We start from the raw sequence: 20,224 nt of genomic DNA, 5'->3' as shown, positions 1-20,224 counted from the left end.
CACCACTCGGTACAGCACTCCCCCCAACCCGGCTCAGCGCCGGGAAAAGGAAAGAATCATGTACCGGAGCAGGTCCAGCCGCGTGACGAGCTCGAGCGTCATCAAGCCCGCAAGCGACAGGGCCGCCTGCGCGCCGAAGCGCGGGGTCATCCTCCGCCGCACCACGCCGTACGTGGGCAGGGTGTTGGCGGTGATGTCACGCTCGGCCAGGGACAGGAAACCCGTCCTCTGGGCGAGGGCGCGGTAGCGCGGCAGCGGATAGCGGATGTCCACGTAGCCCGAGACGCGGCGCTGGTAGGCCCCGAAGAGCACATCTTGCGCGGCCAGCGCCGGCACCAGGGGCCGCCGGGGGACGAAATCCGAGACGACGAGGCGCCCCCCGGGGCGCAGCACGCGGCGGGCCTCCTCGAAGAAGCGCTGGCGGTCCGGGAAATGAAATATGCATTCAACGGCCAGCACCACGTCAAACGAGGCGTCTGGAAAGGGCAGGGCGCACGCATCCCCTTCCACAAACGTGACCGTGTTGCCAGGGCTTGCGCGCACCTGTTGCCGGGCCCGCTCCAGCTGCCGCGCGTCGATGTTCAAACCTGTCAATGAAACATCCCGGTACCGGGCATCGAGCGTGGCGAGCGTTCCGCCAAAGCCACACCCGGCATCCAGCACGTGCATGCCCTCGCGCAGCGCCGCGGCCTCGAACAGCTGATGACACATGCGGTCCGCGGCGGCTTCAAAGTCAGTCAGCGTGCCATCCGCCTGTTGCCCGTCCGCCCACCAGCCCCAGTGGATGTGACGGCCAAACAGCGGGTTCAGGCCCTCATCGCCGCCGTGGAGGTGCTCCAGGATGACCCGGGCATAAGGGGGAGCATGCACTGGAGGCATTGATGTTCCTGGCACTGGGCGCGCGGTGCTGAGGGCACGTGACGGCAACGGCAGTAACAGATTGAGACCGCTCACGTCAATTCATGTGAACAGACCTTGACCCGCGTCACCGTGGACTTTACGAGGGCGCAATGCATCTCGTTCCTGGGCCTGGGCTCCCGGCGGTTCTTCAGATTGCCCGGTACCGCTTCCAGCCCTTTGCGTTTCTCGATGAATGCGCAAGCCGCTACGGCGATCTCTTCACCGTGCGTTTCCCTATCCTGGGACCGCTTGTCTGCGTGAGCCGCCCCGAAAGCATTCGCCGCCTCTTCGCCGCCACCTCCGATGAGCTGCGCCTGGGCGAGGCCAATGACATTTTCAGGCCCCTGTTTGGCGAGCGCTCCATTTCGGTGCTCGATGGGCCCAGCCACCTGAAGCTGCGGCGTCTGTCCGTGCCCCTGTTCCAGGCAGAGCAGTCCTATGCCTGGACGGACATGATTCTGGAGGTGGCCTCGCGCCGCACCCGCCGCTGGCGCCCCGGAAGCACCCTGTCCCTGCGCCAGGAAATGGAGGCCGTGACGCTGGAAGTCATTCTGCGCGCCCTGCTGGGCCTGGAGGATCCCGCCCAGCTCGCGCTCGCCAGCCACCATGCGCGCACCATGGTGGACTGGTCCGCGTCTCCCTTTGGAACCCTGCTCATGGTGCCCGCGCTCCGCAGGGACTTGGGGCCCCTCACCCCCTGGAAAGGCTACCACCGCGATCTGGGGACGCTGGCGGAGCTGGTCATGGCGCAGGCGGCCCGGCGCCGCCGCGCGGGCGATGCCGCCGGGCGGCGGGACTTGCTCTCCCGGCTGATGACCGTCCCCAGCGAGGACAAGGCGCTGAGCGACGAGGAGCTGAAGGACCTGGTCCTCATGCTGCTGTTCGCGGGCTACGAGACGACGGCCACCTCCCTGTGCTGGGCGTTCGAGGCCCTGCTCTCCCACCCCCAGGAGCGGGCGTGGGTGGAGGCGGAGCTGAAGGAAGTCACCGGCGGGCAGCCGCCGCAGGCCGGGCACCTGGAGCACCTGGGGCGCCTGGACTCCGCCATCAAGGAGGTGCTGCGCCTGTTCCCCGTGGTGCCCATTCTGGGCATGGCACGGCGCGCCGTGCAGCCCTTCACGCTCCAGGGCATCACCTTCCCGGTGGGCACCAAGCTGGTGCCCACGAGCTACCTGGCCCAGCGCCGGGCGGACGTCTACCCCGAGCCCACGCGCTTCCAGGCCGCGCGCTTCCTGGAGGAAAAGCCGGACCCCGCCGCGTGGCTGCCCTTCGGCGGCGGGCTGCGCCGCTGCGTGGGGCTGCCCTTCGCGCTGCACGAGCTGAAAGCGGTGCTGGCCCACGTGCTCGGCCAGACGCGGCTGCGCCTGGTGAGCCGCCCCCCCCCCCACGCGGCCCTGGAGGGCATCACCGTGGGGCCTCGCGGGGGGACGCGGGTGGAGGTCGAGGCCGTGCGGGCCTAATCGCTCTCGCCCGGGGCGGACGGCGTGCGCCGGGGAATCGTGACGACGAACTCCGTGTACTTCCACTCCTCGGTGGTGAAGTCCAACGTGCCGCCGTGGCCCTGGACGATGATGTCATGGCCGATGGCCAGCCCCAGGCCCGTGCCCTGGCCGGTGGGCTTGCTGGTGAAGAAGGGATTGAAGATTTTCCCCCGGATGCTCTCGGGAATCCCCGTGCCGTTGTCCCGGATGCGGATCTCCACCGCGTTCTGCAGGTTGCGCGTGCGCACGGACAGCTCGGGCATGAACCCCGCCTCGCCCTTCTTGCGCCGGGCCTCGATGGCGTAGCACGCGTTGTTCACCAGGTTGAGCAGCGCCCGGCCCAGCGCCTGGGGCATGACCTCCACCGGCGGCAGCTCGCCGTCGAAGTGCGTCTGCACGGCCACCTCGAAGGCGGGGTGCGCCATGCGGAACTCCTGGCGGGCCAGCTCCACGGACTGCTTGAGCAGGTCGTGCAGGTTCACCTCCGCCATCGGGCCGCCCCGGCCCGTGCGCGACAGCTCCAGCATCGAGTGCACGATGGAGTCCGCGCGCGTGCTGTGCTCGCTGATGTGCGCCGCGTTCTCCTTGAGCGAGGTGGACAGCTCCGTCAGGGCATCCCGGTCCGAGGGGCTCTGGAGCTTCACGGGGTCGGCCAGCAGCTCCTGCAGCTCCTGGGCGAGGTCCACCGAGAGCAGCGCGAAGTTCTTGATGAAGTTCAGGGGGTTCTTCAGCTCGTGGGCCACCCCCGAGGTGAGCGCGCCCAGCGAGGCGAGCTTCTCCTTCATGACGAGCTGCGCCTGCGTCTGCTTGAGCTGCTTGAGCGTGTGGGACAGCTCCTCGTTGCTCGCGCGCAGCTCCCGCGTGCGCTCGCGCACCCGCTGGTCCAGCGTGTCGTAGAGCCGCGCGTTCTCCAGCGAGATGGCGGCCTGGGCCGAGAGCACCTCCAGCAACCGGCAGCGCTTGGGGGTGAAGGCGCCCGCCACCAGCCGGTTCTCCAGGTAGAGCACGCCCAGGGGCTGCTTCTGCTTCATCACCTGGAGGCACAGCACCGAGCGGGGCCGCTGGCCCGAGATGTAGGCGTCCATCTGGAAGTGCCCCTCGCGCGTGGCCTCCTTCAGCACCACGCGCTCGCCGGTGCGCTCCACGTACCGGACGATGGTGGCCGGCACGTCCCCGGGAAGCTCCGGCGTGGCGGCGCGGACCTTCACCTCGGTGACGCCGTCCTCGCCGAGCTGGCCCTCCACCACCAGCGGGTTCTCGCCCCGGAGCAGCAGCACGCCCCGCTGCGCGCCCGCGTTCTCCAGGCTGATGCGCATCAGCTTCTCGAGCAGCTCCTGGAGGACGATTTCCCCGGAGATGGCCTGGGAGGCCTTGAGCACCGTGGACAGGTCCAACGTCTCGCTGGCCGTGCTGGCCCCCTGCGCGGCGGCCGTGTCCGCCCCCAGCAGCTCCGGGTACTGGCGCTCCAGCGCGGCGACCTTGCCGTGCGCGCCCCAGCGGCCGTAGGCGTGGTGCGCGTCCTCCAGGTACGTGCGCGCCACGCGCTTGCGGCCCTGGGAGAGGTAGAAGCGCGCCGCCAGCTCGTTGGCCAGCGCCTCGTCTTGAGACAGCTCCGCCCGGGCCGCCGCCTCGATGGCCTCGTCATACAGCGCCATCGCCTGGCCGTCCGCCCCGGCGAGGCGGGCCTGCTCGGCCAGGAGCAGCAGGTGCTTGTGCTGGAAGTTCTCGGCGCACAGCTTCCGGTAGCCCGCGAACTTCTCGATGTTCTCCGCCAGGGTCTTCGCGGAGGCGGCCTTCTCCTCGGCCGAGGCCTGGGGGTAGAGCGCCGCCAGCAGGAGCCCCTGGTAGAACTGGAACTCGGACTGGATGACCCACCCGTACGCCAGCCCCAGCCGAGGCTCCGCCTTGCGCAGGTAGCCCAGCGCCCCGGCGGTGTCGTCCATCAGGAACGCCGAGCGCATCCACATGATGTACGCGGCGCTGAGCACCGAGGGGTTCTCCAGCTTCTCCACCAGCGCGTCCTCGCTGGGCCACTCCAGCCCGTCCGAGGGCGGCGCCGCGTCCATCAGCCGCAGCAGGCTGCGCTGGGAGACGCGGATCTGCTGGATGGACCAGAGGTACTGCGAGCCGCTGCGGCGGTAGAAGTCCACGTGCCGCTGCAGGCGCCCGTGCTGCGTCTCCAAGTCCTCCTTGCCCAGCTGCCCCAGCACCCCGAAGTGCAGCGAGCACTGCGAGGCCCAGACGAGCATGTTGTTGGCGAGGCACCCCTGGAAGGCCTGGTCCAGCAGGCGCAGGGAGGACTCGAACGGGCGGCACCACGGGTTGGGGTAGGCGGCGAAGATGAACTGCGCCAGCGGCGGCTCGCTGCGGCTGCCCACCTTCTCGGCCAGGGTGAGCGCCAGGCGCCCGTACTCGTGGGCCTGGGCGTAGTCGCCCGTGGCGGGGCCATGGCCCAGGGCGTACATGGCGTAGGAGGTGGCCGAGCCCGGCGCATGGCCGTGCGCCCGCGCGCGGTTGAGCGCCAGGGGCGACATCAACGCGAACAGGTGCGGGTGGGTGTACGCCGCGTAGCTCAGCGCCTGGGAGAAGAGCAGGATGCGCGCCCGCTCCATCGGGTCGGTCGCCTCGGGCAGCTCCGCCAGGCTGGTGATGGTGCGCGCGGCCCGGTCCGCCTCCAGCGTCTGCTTCTCCCGGGCGGCGGCGGCGGCGATGGCCTCCTTGTCCTCCGGAATCTCCAGCCCCAGCACCTTCAGCCCCTCCAGCGCGGGCTGAATCACCTGGAGGTACTGTCCGCGGCTCACGAACAGCTCGATCATCAGGTGGTAGATTTCATGCTTCTGCTCGGGTGACTTCGCGCGCTCCAGCACCAGCCGGAAGCCCTTCTCCGCGTCCTCGAACTGCCCCACGAGGAAGTGGCTCTCCGAGAGGTTCTTGTGCAGCGCCAGCGCCAGCCCGTACTGGCGCTCCCAGATGCTGCTGGGCAGCAGCCGGGTGCTCACGCGCAGGTACTTGAGGGCCGCGATGTACGCGGTGGAGGCCTTGGCGCGGATGCCCGCCAGCAGGTTGAGCTTGGCCAGCTCCTCGCGCTCCTCCAACGAGTCGATCAGCTCCTCGGCCTGGTTGAGCTGGTTGACGATGTCGAAGATGGCCCCCGTCCGCTGGTCCTCCGGGGTGTTCTGGAGCAGCAGCCGGCCGATGCGCAGGTGGAGCTGCTCGCGCACGTCCTTGGTCATCAGGGCGTAGGCGGCCTCCTGCACGCGGTCGTGGAGGAACTCGTAGCGCGTCTCCCCGGGCGACGCCGAGGTGGGCCAGGCGCTGCTGTTCTGCACGTACTTGTAGGCGTTGCCGATGGGCAGGAGCAGCCCCGTCTGCACCGCGTCCCACAGGGTGACGGCCGTCTGCTCCGGCGCCTGGCCGCTGATGGACGCCAGCAGGTCCAGGCCGAACCGGTTGCCGATGCAGGAGGCGCGCTTGAGCGCCTCGCGCGCCGCCTCGGGCAGGCTGGCGATGCGCTCGGCCATGAGGTCCGCCACGTTGTCCGTGATGGACTCGCCTTGAATCTGCTCCAGGTCCCACTGCCAGCGGCCCCGCTCCGGGTCGAACGTCAGCAGGCCCCGGGCGTTCAGCGAGCGGATGAACTGCGCCAGGAAGAAGGGGTTGCCCTGCGTCTTCTTGAAGACGAGCTGCGCCAGCTCGGCCACCTCCTCCACCGGCCGGTCCACGGTGTCCGCGAGCAGCTGCTGCGTGCTGTGCACCCCCAGCGGGTTCAGGGAGATCTCCGTGACGGCCGCCTCCCGGCGCAGCTCGCCCAGCACGGACAGCAGCGCGTGGCCCGCGCGCACCTCGTTGTCGCGGTAGGCGCCAATCACCAGCAGGGAGCGGATGCTGGGGTCGGCGGCCACACGCTGCAGCAGGAAGAGCGAGGCGGCGTCCGCCCACTGCAAGTCATCCAGGAACAGCACGAGCGGGTGCTCGGCGCTCGCGCAGCAGGCCACGAGCTGCTGGAACACCAGGTTGAAGCGGTTCTGGGACTCGGTGGCGAGCATCGGCGGCACGGGCGGCTGCGGGCCGATGATGAGCTCCATCTGCGGAATCAGGTCCGTCACCACCCGGCCGTTGTCCCCCAGCGCCGCGAGCAGCCGCTGCTTCCAGGAGGCGATGCGCTCCTCGCTCTCGGCGAGCAGCTGGCGGATGAGCCCGTCGAAGGCTTGAATCCACGCCGCGTAGGGGGCGTTCTGGAGCTGATCGAACTTGCCCGCGCCGTAGTAGCCGCGCTGGCGCACGAGCGGCAGGTGGACTTCATGGACGAGCGAGGACTTGCCCACGCCGGAGTAGCCGGTGACGAGCAGCAGCTCGGTGCGCCCATCCTGGCAGACGCGGTTGAAGGCCTCGTCCAGCCGGGTGGCGTCCGCCTCGCGGCCGTAGAGCTTCTGCGGAATGTGGAAGGTGGCCGAGACGTCCTGCTCGCCCGGGTGGAAGTCGGGGATGGTGCCCAGGGTGGTGAGCTGCTCCAGGCACAGCTTCAGGTCCATGGAGAGCCCGTAGGCGCTCTGGTAGCGGTCATCCGCGTTCTTCGCCAGGAGCTTCATCACCACCGCGGAGAGCGCGCGCGGAATCTCCGGGCGCAGCAGGTGCGGGGCCGCCGGGGTGACGGCCAGGTGGCTGTAGACGAGCGCCATCATGTCCGTGGCCTGGAAGGGCAGCTGGCCGGTGAGCAGCTCGTAGAGCGTGACGCCCAGCGAGTACAGGTCCGTGCGGTAGTCCAGGCTGCGGTTCATCCGCCCCGTCTGCTCGGGGGAGATGTACGCGAGGTTGCCGTCGAGCTGCTCGGGGGAGATGAAGTCCGGGTTCTCGACGTTGAGGCGCGAGGCGATGTCGAAGTTGAACAGCCGCGTCTCCCGCGTGCGCGGGTGCACCAGGATGGAGGCCGGCTGGAGGTTCTTGTGGATGATGCGGCGGCGGTGCAGCTCGCCCACCACCTTGGCCAGCTGGAGGCCAATCTCCAGCACGCCCTTGATCGAGCCGCTGGCCTGCGCCTGGTAGGTTTTCAGCGGCACGCCGCCAAAGTCATCCATCGTCTGGATGACGCTGTTGCCGTGCCGCGTCAGGTCCAGCACCTGGACGATGCCCGGCGTGTCCAGGCCCGCGCTCAGCTCGTGGCCATACTTCAGCCGGGCCAGCTCCTCCAGGGAGGGGAACTCCTCCTGGGGCATGCGCATGAGTACCCGCTGCTGGTGACGCTCCGCGCGCGCGAGCCAACCGGTCTCGTCCGACTGGAGAACCTCGGAGATGGTGAAGCCTGGCGGATTGCGCATGGTGGACCCCCTGTGAACCGTGAAGGCCCTCTTCCGTGGGAAAGAGGGCCCTGTGTGTGCCACTGCCCTGGGCCTGGACGGCCCCGGCCCCTGCCTAACCTGACTTCGCGACGTGGACGGCGAGCGTGCCGGACTCCTGGGACTCCTTCGGCGTCTTCACCTCCACGGTGGCCGTGTCGGCCGGCCGCGCGGGGTGCTCCTCCTGCCGGCCCACCACGTCATGGAGCATCTCCGCGGAGGCGCCCGGCAGCGTCCGGCCTTCCAGCCGCACGGACTCGATGGTGCCGCCGAGCCGCTGCCGCAGCGTCTCGGTGATGAGCAGCTGCTCCTTCGCGGCCACCAGGGCCAGCCGCGCCGCGACGCTCACCGCCTCGCCGATGACGGCGTAGTCCAGGCGGCCCAGCTTCCGGGTGCCCACGCTGCCGCAGAGCACCTCGCCCGAGTCCAGGCCGATGCGGATGCCCTGCGCGTAGGCGGACTGCTCGCCATGGCGGAAGGTCATCTCCCGGAGCTGCCGCCGGGCCGCCAGGCACGCCTCCAGGGCCCGGCTCAGGTGCTGGGGGCCGCGGAACACCACCATCACCGCATCCCCGATGAACCGGTCCACCACGCCGCCCCGGCCCGTCAGCTCGGGCACCACCACGTCCAGCACGGCGTTGAGCCGCCCCAGCGCCCGCTCCGGGTGCTCCTGGCGCGCCTGCGTCACGAAGCCCGGCACGTCCATGAAGGCCACCGTGGCCTCGTCCCGCTCGCTGAGCACCATGCCGTGGCCCGGCAAGAGCGGCGCCACGCGCTCCAGCAGGCTCTTGTGCACGAACAGCCGCAAGAGCTGGTTCTCCTCCGTGGAGCGCACCAGCTCGCGCAGCTCGGTGGCGCTGCGCAGCGCCTTGGCGATGGTGGCCTCCAGGTCCGCGAAGTCGATGGGCTTCACCAGGAAGTCGAAGGCCCCGCGGTGGATGACCTGGCGGATCTTGTCCATGTCGCTGTAGGCCGAGACGATGATGACCTTGACCAGCGGGTTCACCTCGCTCACCTGCGACAGGAAGGTGATGCCGTCCATGTTCGGCATGTTGATGTCGGACAGGACGACGTCGGTGTCCGGGTGCTGGCGCAGCTTCGCGAGCCCGTCCAGCCCGTCGCTGGCGAAGAGGAACTCGTACTGCGCCTCGCGGATCAGCTTGCGGAAGCGCTGGCGCATCATCACCTCGGTGCTCGGCTCATCGTCGATGACGAGCACCTTGGCGGCCCGGCGGCGCGTCTCCACCCGCGAGGCGAAGGCCGAGGAGAACTCCAGCGCGGACTGGAAGCGGCGCGCCGGGGTCTCCTCCAGCGCCTGGGCGAAGAGGGCATCCAGCTCCTTGCCCAGCCCGGGCAGGGCCTGGGAGGGGGGCACCGCCTGGACGAGGCTGCCCCGGCGCGCCTCGCCGAGCATGTCCCCGGAGAAGGGGAAGTGGCCGGTGAGCGCCCGGTAGGCCACCACCGCAAGCGACCACACGTCACTGCGGTGGTCCACGTGGGGCTCGCCCCGGAGCTGCTCGGGGCTCATGTAGCGCGGCGTGCCCATCACCTTCCCGGCGGGCCGCGCGGCCGCCTGGGCCTCGGCGCCCAGCCGGGCCAGGCCGAAGTCCAGCACCTTCACCACCTCCTCGGCGTCCACCCGGGCCAGGAAGAGGTTCGCGGGCTTCAGGTCCTGGTGGACGATGCCCGCCGCGTGGGCCGCGGCCAGCGCCCGCGCCACCTGCTGCACCAGCGTGGCCACCGCCGCGGTGGGCAGCCGGCCCTGGCGCGCCAGGCGCGTCTCCAGGTCCTCGCCCTCCAGCAGCTCCATGACGATGTAGGGCGTGTCCCCGTCCACCCCGTAGTCGTGCACCTGGACGACGTGGGGGTTCTGGAGCTGGGCGATGGTGCGCGCCTCCTGCTCGAACTGGGAGCGGGCCTGGGCGGAGGCCGGCAGCCCCAGGGCCATCAGCTTGAGCGCCACGCGGCGCTGGAGCTGCGCGTCGTGGGCCACCCAGATGGTGCCCATCCCGCCGTCGGCGATCCTCCGCTCCAAGAGGTACCTGTTGCCGATCTGGCGTCCAGACATGACCCATTCGCCCGAAGGTTCGACGGGAAGGGGGCACCCGCCGGTAACGCGCGGTTCGGGGACCCGCCGCATACCCGGAGTGCATCATGGCATACCCCTCGCGGGGATGGGATGCCTGCCCGCCTGCTCCCTACCCACGCCCTGAGGCCGGAGCGCTATCCCCCCGTGAACCGGGCCAAAAACAGCCCCAGCCGGGGCCAGAGCACCAGGGCCCACAGGACCAGGGAGGCCCCACCCAGCACCAGGGCCGCCAGGGCCTGCCCCCGGCGCCCGATGGGGGGCACCGCCGTGGGGTCCACCCGCTTGAGCGCCCACGCCCCCAAAAGCAGGGCCAGGGGGGCCAGCAGGGGCAAGAGCAATCCCCCCAGGGCCACGCTCAGGGCTTGGCGGGCCAGGGGGTTGTTCTCGCGCACGTGCCACAGCCGCAGCAGCCGCTCCTCGGACACCGGGCGCCGGAAGAACAGCTGGTTGCGCGTGTCGAAGCGCAGGGAGAGGGCCGCCAGCGACAGGAATGCCAGCCCTACCGCCGCCTCCGTCTGCCCCTGGGCGGCGCTGCCCAGGGCGAGCACCAGGGGGGCGGCGATGAAGGCCTCGCGGGCCCCCGGCAGCCCGAAGAAGAAGGCCCCGCACGCCGCCGTGCCCACCGCGCACAGGGCCCCCGGGGCCAGCTGCCCCTGGAGCAGCAGGAAGAGGGCGAGCGCGGCGAACAGGGCGCCCGCCATGCCGGCGAGCCAGCCCCACCCATCCCGCCGGCCCCAGAGCTTCTGCCGGAAGCGCTCCAGGTAGTTGACCTCGGGCCGCCCGGCGCAGGGGCCGCAGTACGTCCGGCCGAGCACCGTCTGGACGCAGCGGCCACAGAAGAAGGTGCCGCAGCGCGAGCACGTGCCCGTGGCGGCCTCCTCCGGGTCGGTGGCGCAACGGGCGCTGAGCGGGTGAAGCCCATCGGCGGCGGACATGGGAAAGAGTCTCCCACGGCGCGGGGCCGGGAAGGAGAGGCCCGCCGCGGTGTTGTGCGCCCACGGGCGGTTGCCCCGTTCTGTTTCCCCCCCCGCGAATCGCCCGTGCTAAGCGCGGGGGATTCGCTCGTCAGGAGGCCTTGCCCGCGCATGAAAGCCCTCGTTGCCGCCGCCGCCCTCGCGCTCGGACTGCCAGCGCTCGCCCAGGAGGCGAAACCGCCGGAGTCCAGCCGCAAGGAGCTGGCCATCTCCCATGAGAAGTACACGCTGCCCAACGGCCTGGAGGTCCTCCTCTCCGTGGACCGCAAGCTGCCCATCGTGGCGGTGAACGTCTGGTACCACGTGGGCGCCTACCACGAGGTGCCCGGCCGCACGGGCTTCGCCCACCTCTTCGAGCACATGATGTTCCAGGGCTCCAAGCACGTGCCGGACGATGTCCACATCGCCATGCTCGAGCAGCTCGGCGCCACGGACCTGAACGGCACCACCAACACGGACCGCACCAACTACTTCGAGACGGTGCCCAGCAACCACCTGGAGACCGCGCTCTGGCTGGAGAGCGACCGCATGGGCTACCTGCTGGACACGCTCAGCGCGGACAAGCTCCAGACGCAGCAGGAGGTGGTGAAGAACGAGCGCCGCCTGGGCACCGAGACGGCGCCCTACGGCATCGCCGACGAGAAGCTCTGGCACGCCCTGTTCCCCGCGCCGCACCCCTACCACGGCAACGTCATCGGCTCGATGGCGGACCTGGAGGCGGCCACCGTGGAGGACGTGAAGGAGTTCTTCCGCAAGTGGTACGCGCCCTCCAACGCCACGCTCGCCATCGTCGGGGACTTCGACGTGGAGAAGACCAAGGCCCTGGTGGAGAAGTACTTCGGCACCCTGCGCAGCGCGCCCAAGCCGCAGAAGCCCCACGTGGCCCCGGTGAAGCTCACGCGCGAGCAGGTCATCCGCCACGAGGAGCAGGTGGCCACGCTGCCCCGGCTCTCCCTGTCCTGGCTCAGCCCGCCGTACCTCTCCGAGGGGGATGCCACCGCGGACGTGCTCGCCACGACGCTGGCCACCGGCAAGGCCAGCCGCCTCTACAAGCGGCTGGTGCTCGAGAAGCAGCTCGCCCAGAGCGTGTCCGCCTCCCAGCAGAGCCTGGGCGCCCAGTCCGTCTTCTCCATCGAGGTGACGGCCCGGCCCGGCGTCTCCACCGACACGCTCCAGAAGGAGGTGGACGCGGTGCTGGAGGATGTCCGTAAGAACGGCGTCACCCCGCAAGAGATTGCCCGGGCCCGCACCCGGTACGGCACGCTGTTCCTCGGCGGGCTGCAGTCCGTGGGCGGCTTCGGCGGCAAGGCGGACGTGCTCCAGGGCTACAACCACTTCACCGGGGATCCGGACTTCCTGGAGAAGGACCTGGCGCGCTACCAGGGCGTCACGCCCGAGCAGGTGAAGCGCTTCGCCCAGGAGCAGCTGCGCCCGGATGCCCGCGTCGTGCTGCACGCCGTGCCCCCGCAGCAGGCCCCCGCCGCCTCGAAGGAGAACAAGTGATGATGCGCCGCCTCTTCGTCTCCGCCTCCCTGCTGACGCTGGCCTCGTGCGCCTCCACGCCCAAGGCCGCGCCCCCCTCTGAGCCTCCGGCCGCCGAGGCCCCCGCCCCGCAGGACGCCGAGGCCTTCCGCCAGAAGGCCCCCGAGCCGGGCAAGCCCCCGGACCTGGTGCTGCCCACCTTCGAGAAGGCCCAGCTCGACAACGGCCTGACGGTGCTCGTGGCCACGCGCCGCCAGTTGCCGCTCGTCTCCGTGGGCGTGGCCTTCGCGGCCGGCAGCGCGCAGGACCCCGCCGGCGCCGGCGGCACCGCCGACATCACCTACAAGATGCTGCTGGAGGGAGCCGGGGGAAAGGACACCATCGCCCTGGACAACGCCTTCGCGGACCTGGGCGTATCCCCTGGGGTGGGCGTCAGCCCGGATGGGGCCTTCCTCGGCGTGCAGGTGCTCACCGGCAACGTGCAGCCGGCGCTCGCGCTGCTGGCGGACGTGGTGCGCAAGCCCACCTTCGCGCCGAAGGACTTCGAGCGGCGCAAGCAGCAGCAGCTCGCGGACCTGGTGCGGCGCCTGGGCTCGCCCGGCTTCCTGGCGCAACAGGCCTACCTGCCGGCGGTGTTCGGCGAGGGCCACCCCTACGCGCACCCCACCGGCGGCACCCCCGCCGAGGTGTCCAAGCTGACGCTCGCCGCCGTGCAGGGCTTCTACCGCAAGCAGGTGGGCCCCCAGGCCACGGCGCTGGTGCTGGCCGGTGACATCTCCAAGGACCAGGCCGTGGCGCTGGCCCAGAAGTACTTCGGCGACTGGAAGGGCACCGCGGTGATGCCGCCCGCGCCCCCGGCGCCCGCCGCGCCCCCGCGCGAGCAGGTGCGCTTCGTGGCCAAGCCCGGCCTGGAGCAGACGGTGGTGCTGCTGGGCCGCCCGGGCGTGGCCGCCAACCACCCGGATGAGGAGGCGCTGGAGCTGGCCACCACGGTGTTCGGTGGCTTCTTCGGCAGCCGGTTGAACATGAACCTGCGCGAGGCCAAGGGCTACACCTACGGCGCGGGGGCCAGCTCGGATGCGCGCCTGGGCGTGGGGCCGCTCACGGCCAACTCCTCGGTGCGCGCGAACGTGACGGGCCCCGCCGTGGCCGAGGTGTTCCGGGAGCTGAGCGAGCTGCGCACCCGGCCCATCACCTCGCGGGAGCTGGAGGCGGCGCGCGAGGGGCTCATCCGCGCCTTCCCCGGCAGCTTCGAGTCGGTGTCTGGCTTGAGCGCCAGCGCCGCGGCGCTCTTCTACAAGCGCCTGCCGCTCGATGAGCTCAACCGCACGGTGGACAAGCTGGAGAAGGCCACCCCCGCCGAGGTGCAGCGCGTGGCCGAGGCCTATCTGGATCCCGCCGCCATGCAGCTCATCCTCGTGGGGGACCCCACCCTCATCCAGGGGCAGGTAGGGCCGCTCAACCTGGGCACGCTCACGCAGGTGGACGTGGCGGGCGCGGGCCGCCCCGCCCCCGGCAAGGCGGCGAAGTAGGCCGCCTCACCGCCTCACGGAGGGTCAGTTCCCCTCTTCCTCGGACTCCGTGAGGCCCCGGTGCTGGCGGGCGTACTCGTCCGCCTCGTCGATGGGGCTGCGCACATCCGGCACCGGGCCGCCCACGGGCCCGTCGCTGTCCAGGGCGAACTTCTGCTCGCGGGTGCCGTGCTTGGAGTCGTCGGCGTAGAGCGGCTTGGAGCTGTCGGCCTCCAGCCCCCGCTCGACGCGGTCCTTCGCGAAGGAGGGCTTGTCTGAGGACTGCTGGCCGCGGTTGGGGGAGTACTTGAGCTTGCTCATGGTGTGGGGCTCCTGGATCGGCCACGCGGGAGAGACCCGCGTCCCATGAGGTTCAATCTCGCTGCGCCCCCGCCATGGACAAGCTTTCAGGGGGGGCGACCGGGGCTCGACCGGATGCCTGCCCTGCGTTCCAGAGGGCTCCGCTCACTTCCCCAGGAAGCCCAGCAGCGCCGGGTGGAACTTCCCGGGCGCCTCGAAGTGGGGGATGTGGCCCACGCCCGGCAGGGGCACCAGCGTGGCCTGGGGGAACGCGGCCGCCGCCTTCTTGCCCAGCTCCGGGTACTGGCCCAGCTTCGGCAGCAGCTCCGGGGGCACCTTCGCCTTGCCCACCACCGTGCGGTCCTCCTGGCCGATGACGAGCAGCGTGGGGCGCTCCACGAGCGGGAACTCGTACACCACGGGCTGCTCGTAGATCATCTGCTGCGTGGCCGCCGCCACCCAGGCCAGGCGCGGGTACTCGCCGCTCTGGAGCTGCCGCGCGGGCACGCGCACGTACTCCTCATACTCGGGCTTCCACGCCACGTAGTAGGTGCGGTGGTACTTGCGGATGCCCTCCTCGGTGGCCTTGAGCTGCTCCTGGTACAGCGCCTCGGTGGACTGCCAGGGCACGTGCAGCCGGTAGTCCTCCAGCCCGATGGGGTTCTCCAGCACCAGGTGCGTGGTGGCCTCCGGGTAGAGCCTCGCGAAGCGCGTGGCCAGCATGCCGCCCATGGAGTGGCCCACCACCGCCACCTGCTTCACGCCCAGCGTGTCCAGGAGCCCCTTCGTCGCCGCCGCCAGCGTGTGGAAGCTGTAGGGCAGGGCGGGCTTGGAGGACTTGCCGAAGCCCACCTGATCCGGCACCACCACGCGGTAGCCTGCGCCCGTGAGCGCCTGAATCGTGGTGCGCCAGTAGGCCCCGAAGAAGTTCTTCCCGTGCAGCAGCACCACCGTGCGCCCGTTGGCCTTGCCCGGGGGCTTCACGTCCATGTACGCCATGCGCACGTCCTGCCCCTCGAGCGTCAGCGGCAGGAACTGCACCGGGTACGGGTAGGCATAGCCCTCCATCGCGATGCCCAGCGGCTCCGGCGCCCGCTCCTGCGCGGACGCGGTGGCGGCGCTCAGCACGACGAGCAGCGGCAGGCAGAGGCTCCGGACAGACATGGCACTTCCCTCCCTCATGATTGTTGGATTCCCCAGGGGCTACAACATCAGCCAGTAGGCCAAGCCGTTGATATCGCTCACGGAGAGGGCCACGAACCACCCCTGCCCCTCGTCCCGGTCCGCGAACATCCGGCGCACGCCCACGGACAGGCCCACCCGGTCCTGCAACCCGCCCACGCGCAGCTCGCTTCCCACCTCCACCCCGTTTCCGTTCACCCAGGGAAAGGAGATGCGCGGGCCCGTGCTCACGGTGACATCGCCCAGCCGCAGCGCGGGGCGGAGGCCCACGGTGGAGGACACCCGGTCCTTCTCGGACTGGATGTCCAGGGGCTCCACGGTGGACAGCAGCGACACCCGGGAGGACAGGTGCAACGCGGGCTCCACCCACGCCAGGGCGATGCCCCCGTGCGCCACGTCGAACGACATCCGGTAGGGCAGGAGGTGCGCCGCGGCGCGCAGCCCGCCGCCCCGGCCCGCCGCGTTCGTGCCGGGGATGGTGGACACGTCCCACACGAAGCGCGGGTAGGTGGGGGCCAGGTCCTCCGCGCGCCGCAGCCAGAGCTGCCCCGCCGAGTGCGCCAGCAGCAAGGCGTTGCGGACCCCGGTGCTCTGCGCGGGCTCCTGGCGCTCGAGGGTGTGCGAGCGGTCCAGCACCCGGCGCAGCGTGCGCATGGCCCAGCCGTTCACGTCCTCCATCGCCTGCCGCATGTGCTCGCTCTGGGGCGTGTAGCCGTGCTCGCGCAGCGCGGCGATGAAGGCCGCGAAGGGCAGATCCTCCACGCACAGGGCCTCCGGGGACTTCTCCGTGCAGGGCGCCTTGCGCGACAGCAGGGCCTCCGCCACGGCCGCCATCGCCGGATCCGGAGCGCCGGCGGAGAAGTCCTTCAGCCACGCCCACGCCGGCTCGCGCTCGAGCTCCGAGGCGAGGGCCTGGTTGTCGAGCGCCGCGGCCAGCTCCAGGCGCGCCAGCCGCCCCACCACGTACCGGGCCTTGGGTGAGCCGGACAGCCCCAGCGTCTGGGTCACATACCGCAGCGCGTGCCCCAGGCAGCGCTGGGTGCCGGGCTCGCTCAGGTCCAGGGTGTTGGCGAGGTGGAGCCGGCGCATGGGGGGGCTCGGCGCCAGCTCGGGCGTGGAGCAGATCGCCATGCCAATGGCCTGGGCGGCGTCATACACACCGGCGTAGTAGTCGAACTCGCGCAGGGGCCGGTCCAGGAAGCCCGCGAAGTTGAACAGGTGCGAGCTGCCCAGGGGCGAGAAGCGGCTGGAGAGCGTCAAGGCCCGCTCGCCCCCGCGCTGTTCCTGCAGCTCCTGCGCCTCGCGGGCGAGCGCCTCGGACTGGGCGCTGGCGCGCTGGAGGTGGGGGTGGAGGTTCACCAGGTGCCGGAGCCGTGCCTGCGCGTCCGGGGCGGGGCTCGCCTCGCCCGCTTCCGGGGTGCGCGTGGCGAGCGCGGTGAGCAGGGGCTGGAGGTCTCCCGGGCTGAAGAGCGCGCCGGGCTCCAGCGCCTCCAGCGCCTGACGGGCCTGGGCGGCGCGCGGCGCGAGGGCCGCGTCCGCCTCGAAGGGCGCGATTGCCTCCCGCAGCAGCACGTTGGCGGCGGCGTTCGTGGCGCCGGAGAGCTGCTGGCCAATCTGCACCACGGCGAGCAGCGCCGCCTTCACCCGCAGCAGGCGCTCCGGGGCCAGCGTGCTGCCGGCCAGCCCAGCCACCTCGTCCGCCAGGAAGTAGAGGGCCGCCGTGCCGCAGATGAGCCGGTCGATGAACTCCTGCTTCCATATATAAGGAGGGGGCAGCCGCCCGTGCGGGGCGGACTCCCAGCGCTGGGGGCCCTGGCGGGTGGCGCGGCCGGTGACGCGCTCGGCGAGCAGCACCACCTCCTCGCTCGACAGCGGCGGCGGGGTGTCCTCGGCCGGCACCCCTTCCTGGGCCAGGGCGGTGATGCGCTGGGCACAGGCGTGCCAGTGCTCGGGTTGCTCGGAGGGCGTCTCCCCGAAGCACTCCAGCAGGAGCCGTCCGAAGCGCCCATGCTGGGCGATGTCCGGGAAGGTGCGGGGCGGCGCCAGCAGCTCCACGGAGGTTCCCTCCCGGAGGGCATGGAGCTGGAGGTGCACGAAGATGAAGGGCAACAGGGACGCGGCGGTCTCCCGCAGCAGCCCCTGGGTGGTGCGGTTCCAGCGGCCGGCGCGCACCGCGCGGGCCAGGTCCACGTTGCGGCTCGTGGAGACGAGGCTGCCCATGAGCTGGAGGCCCGCGCTCAGGCCGCTGCCCTCCGCCGCGGGGCTCGCCGAGGGGGGCCGGTAGGGCGACAGCCGGCGCAGGTCCGGATCGACGAAGAGGTAGCGCACGGGCTGCAGGGGCGTGGAGGCGTACGTGGACTCCGTCAAGTCGATGGCCAGCCCCACGGGGGCGTTGTCGAAGATGCCCCCATCCACGTAGCGCCGGCGGCACAGCTTCAGCGGGGGCCCCTTGGAGGAGGGGGCCTCACAGCGCAGGGGCGGCAACGTCTGGCCGGGGCCCTGGCACGCCTCCGGCGCCACCTCCTGGTCCCCAGGGCACTCCACCGCGCAGTCGCAGAGCGGGCGGGGGGCGAACGCCAGCGGAAAGGCGCCCGAGGCGAGCAGGGCCTGCCAGCTCTGGCTCCAGCCAAAGTTCCCCTCCTGGGGTGGGCTGCTGGCGAGCACCGGCAGCTGCAGCACGTTGTCCCCGGCGTCGCGGCTGGCCGTGAGGGGCTGCTGGCGCAGGCGGGGCTGCCCCTCGCGCGTCACCTCCAGGACCCAGGGCAGCACGAACTTCTGCGTCAGGGTGGGCAGGCCGGCGATGAGGCGGGTCTCCGGCGTGACGCGCGTCACGGTGAAGCCCACGGGCAGCCGGCACCCGGGCTGGAACTTGCGGGAGGGGTCCGACGGCAGGAGCTTGCGCTCGAGCCGGGCGAGCGCCTCGGTGAGGGGCAGGGTGGACAGGAGCGCATCCCCGTCCGAGTAGACGGCGGGGTCCTCCGGCAGCAGCCGCTCCAGCCCCACGGGCAGCCACAAGTCGTGCAAGAGGTTGCTGTCCACGGAGGCATCCGCGGTGGTGTCCTGGGACTCGCACCAGATGAGCGCCGCCAGCAGGGCGTTGATGCTGCCGGCGGAGGCCCCGGTGACGGCGGTGAGGCGGGGCACCCGCTGCCTCGCGCCGCCAAGGCCCTGGGCGCTCGCCACCTGGGGAAAGCGCACCGAGGCCCAGGCGAGCCCCGCCTCGTAGCTGCCCAGGCTCACCCCCCCACTGAGGATGAACGCCAGGGGTTGCTCGGGATGCGGGGAGGAGGCCGGGGAGGGCTCGGGGACCGCGGCCACCAGGAGCGAGAGGGCGAGGGCGGGCAGCATGCCCCCTTCTAAGCAGACGGCGCGCCGGACGGCCAAGCCGGAGGCCCGGTTTTTTCCGGGCGGGGCTCAGGCCTCGGTGGCGTCGAAGGCGCGCGGGCGCAGCACGCGAAAGGAGACCATCAGCACCAGGAAGAGGAGGCTGGCCGTGGCGGTCGCGGAGCGCACGGAGAGCCGGTCGGCCAGGGCGCCCAGGAGCCACACGCCCAGGGCATACCCGCCGTTGAGCACCATGCCGTAGAGGCTGCTGACGCGGGCGCGCAAGGCAGGGGGCGCGCGGACCTGACAGACGGTGTGAATGCCGGAGAGGGCCATGAGGTAGCTGGCCCCGAGCAGGAAGATGCTCACGGCGGCGAGCGGCAGCGTGGGGGCGAGCCAGTACAGGGTGGCCACGGGGCCGAGGACGAGCAGCACGCCGGCGAGCACGCGCTTGCGCCCGAAGGCATCCAGGAGCGCGCCCACGGCCACGGCGGCCGTCACCGCGCCGGCGCCCTGGCAGGTGACGAGCAGGGAGGTGGCCCCGGCGCCCTGGCCGAAGACGCGGATGGCGAACACGGGCACGAGCCCGATGAAGGGGGCCACGAGCAGGGCGACGGCGAAGGTGGTCATCAGCATCAGGCGGATGCCGGGATCCTCGCGGGCCACGTTCGCGCCCCGGGCGATGTCCGCCCACAGGCCCGTGGTGGAGGGGGCGGACGCGCGCGGGGGCGGGCGGACGCGGGACAGGGCCACGGGGACGGCCAGGAAGGACAGGGCATTGACGAGCAGCGCCCAGGCGATGCCGCCGGCGCCCAGCACCACGGCGGCGAGGATGGGACCGATGACGCGCCCGAGGTTGTACTGGGCGGAGCTGAGGCTCATCGCGCTGTGCAGGTCCTCGGGGGGGACGAGCTCGGCGAGCAGCGCGTTGAAGGCCGGGCCCATCATCATGTTGATGCAGCCGTTGAAGAAGGAGATGACGGCCACGGCGGGCACGGTGAGCTGCTGGGTGAAGGCCAGCACCGTGAGCAGGACGGCGAGCAGCCCCTGGAGAAAGATTCCGAGGGCGAGGAAGGTGCGCCGGTCGAAGCGGTCGGCGAGCGCCCCGCCCAAGGGAGAGAGCACGAGGCCCGGCAGGTAGGAGAGGGCGACGACGCCACCGGTCCACTCGGCCTTGCCGGTCACCTCGGTGACGTAGACGCCGAGGGCCACGGTCTCCATCCAGGTGCCGACATTGGACACGAGGGAGCCGGTCCAGACGGCGAAGTAGCCCGGGTGCTCGAAGGCGCGAAACGAGGAGATGCGGGGCAGGCGGAGGACGGACACGGAGCGTCCCTTGTAACGCACGCACCCGACGCGCGCGCGGTGGGAATGGGTCCCACTGTTGGAGCACCAAGCAGCCCGATCCGGAGGTGCTAACTTCAACGCCTTCATGACCATGACGAAGAGGCCTGCGGGCGCAAAGTTCTCGTGGCGCGCAGGGCTGCTGGGGATGCCCTTGGTGCTGATGGCATGTGGGACAAGCCGAACCCACACCCCGCGCCAATACCACCAAGCCGCGTTCGACTCTGCTTCCAGTTCTTGCCGTCAGGTGCCGGCACTTTGTCGGCCTGCGGTAGGCGAGAAGCTGCAAGCCGTCCCAGCACCG

General features: G+C 71.2%; 11 protein-coding genes. 3 read left to right on the top strand and 8 right to left on the bottom strand.

Annotated elements, in window-relative coordinates:
* Nucleotides 1-33 precede the first annotated feature (33 nt).
* Nucleotides 34-879, bottom strand: coding sequence for a class I SAM-dependent methyltransferase (locus KY661_RS29650; protein WP_225413420.1), 846 nt, complete (start codon nt 877-879; stop codon nt 34-36).
* 131 nt (nt 880-1,010) lie between these two features.
* Here KY661_RS29650 and KY661_RS29645 point away from each other — a divergent pair, with 131 nt between their 5' ends.
* Complete coding sequence (locus KY661_RS29645; RefSeq protein ID WP_225413419.1) at nt 1,011-2,360, top strand: cytochrome P450; 1,350 nt, start codon at nt 1,011-1,013, stop codon at nt 2,358-2,360.
* Here KY661_RS29645 and KY661_RS29640 read toward each other — a convergent pair.
* The 3 genes from KY661_RS29640 to KY661_RS29630 form a co-directional block, all read right to left on the bottom strand.
* Complete coding sequence (locus KY661_RS29640) at nt 2,357-7,696, bottom strand: trifunctional serine/threonine-protein kinase/ATP-binding protein/sensor histidine kinase (protein WP_225413418.1); 5,340 nt, start codon at nt 7,694-7,696, stop codon at nt 2,357-2,359. The two genes, KY661_RS29645 and KY661_RS29640, sit on opposite strands and share 4 nt — an antisense overlap.
* A 94-nt stretch (nt 7,697-7,790) precedes the next feature.
* Entirely contained in the window at nt 7,791-9,782 is a 1,992-nt protein-coding gene (locus tag KY661_RS29635; protein WP_225413417.1) for a protein kinase domain-containing protein, read from the bottom strand.
* Between the two features lie 155 nt (nt 9,783-9,937).
* Nucleotides 9,938-10,738: a hypothetical protein gene (locus KY661_RS29630; RefSeq protein WP_225413416.1), complete on the bottom strand. Its 801-nt coding sequence runs from the start codon at nt 10,736-10,738 to the stop codon at nt 9,938-9,940.
* A 150-nt stretch (nt 10,739-10,888) separates the two neighbouring features.
* On the opposite strand from KY661_RS29630, the gene KY661_RS29625 reads away from it, so the two are divergent.
* Together KY661_RS29625 and KY661_RS29620 are read left to right on the top strand one after the other, a co-directional pair.
* Nucleotides 10,889-12,280 carry a M16 family metallopeptidase gene (locus KY661_RS29625; protein WP_225413415.1) on the top strand — a complete coding sequence of 464 codons (1,392 nt, stop codon included), beginning with the start codon at nt 10,889-10,891 and terminating at the stop codon, nt 12,278-12,280.
* 2 nt (nt 12,281-12,282) lie between these two features.
* Nucleotides 12,283-13,791 (top strand): M16 family metallopeptidase, encoded by a 1,509-nt coding sequence (locus tag KY661_RS29620; RefSeq protein ID WP_225413467.1) that lies wholly within the window; start codon nt 12,283-12,285, stop codon nt 13,789-13,791.
* Between the two features lie 24 nt (nt 13,792-13,815).
* On the opposite strand, the gene KY661_RS29615 is transcribed toward KY661_RS29620, so the two are convergent.
* The 4 genes from KY661_RS29615 to KY661_RS29600 form a co-directional block, all read right to left on the bottom strand.
* Nucleotides 13,816-14,091: a hypothetical protein gene (locus tag KY661_RS29615; RefSeq protein WP_225413414.1), complete on the bottom strand. Its 276-nt coding sequence runs from the start codon at nt 14,089-14,091 to the stop codon at nt 13,816-13,818.
* 144 nt (nt 14,092-14,235) lie between these two features.
* The gene (locus KY661_RS29610) at nt 14,236-15,234 is read right to left on the bottom strand and encodes an alpha/beta fold hydrolase (protein WP_225413413.1); all 999 of its coding nucleotides are present in this window, start codon (nt 15,232-15,234) and stop codon (nt 14,236-14,238) included.
* Between the two features lie 39 nt (nt 15,235-15,273).
* Entirely contained in the window at nt 15,274-18,600 is a 3,327-nt protein-coding gene (locus tag KY661_RS29605; RefSeq protein WP_225413412.1) for a patatin-like phospholipase family protein, read from the bottom strand.
* A 66-nt stretch (nt 18,601-18,666) separates the two neighbouring features.
* Entirely contained in the window at nt 18,667-19,902 is a 1,236-nt protein-coding gene (locus KY661_RS29600) for an MFS transporter (protein WP_225413411.1), read from the bottom strand.
* Nucleotides 19,903-20,224: the final 322 nt, after the last annotated feature.

This window comes from Allostigmatella hybrida (genome assembly GCF_020103775.1).
GTDB classification, from domain to species: domain Bacteria; phylum Myxococcota; class Myxococcia; order Myxococcales; family Myxococcaceae; genus Hyalangium; species Hyalangium aurantiaca.
Note: the sequence above shows the minus strand (reverse complement) of the source record. Positions and strands in the feature narration are given on the sequence as shown.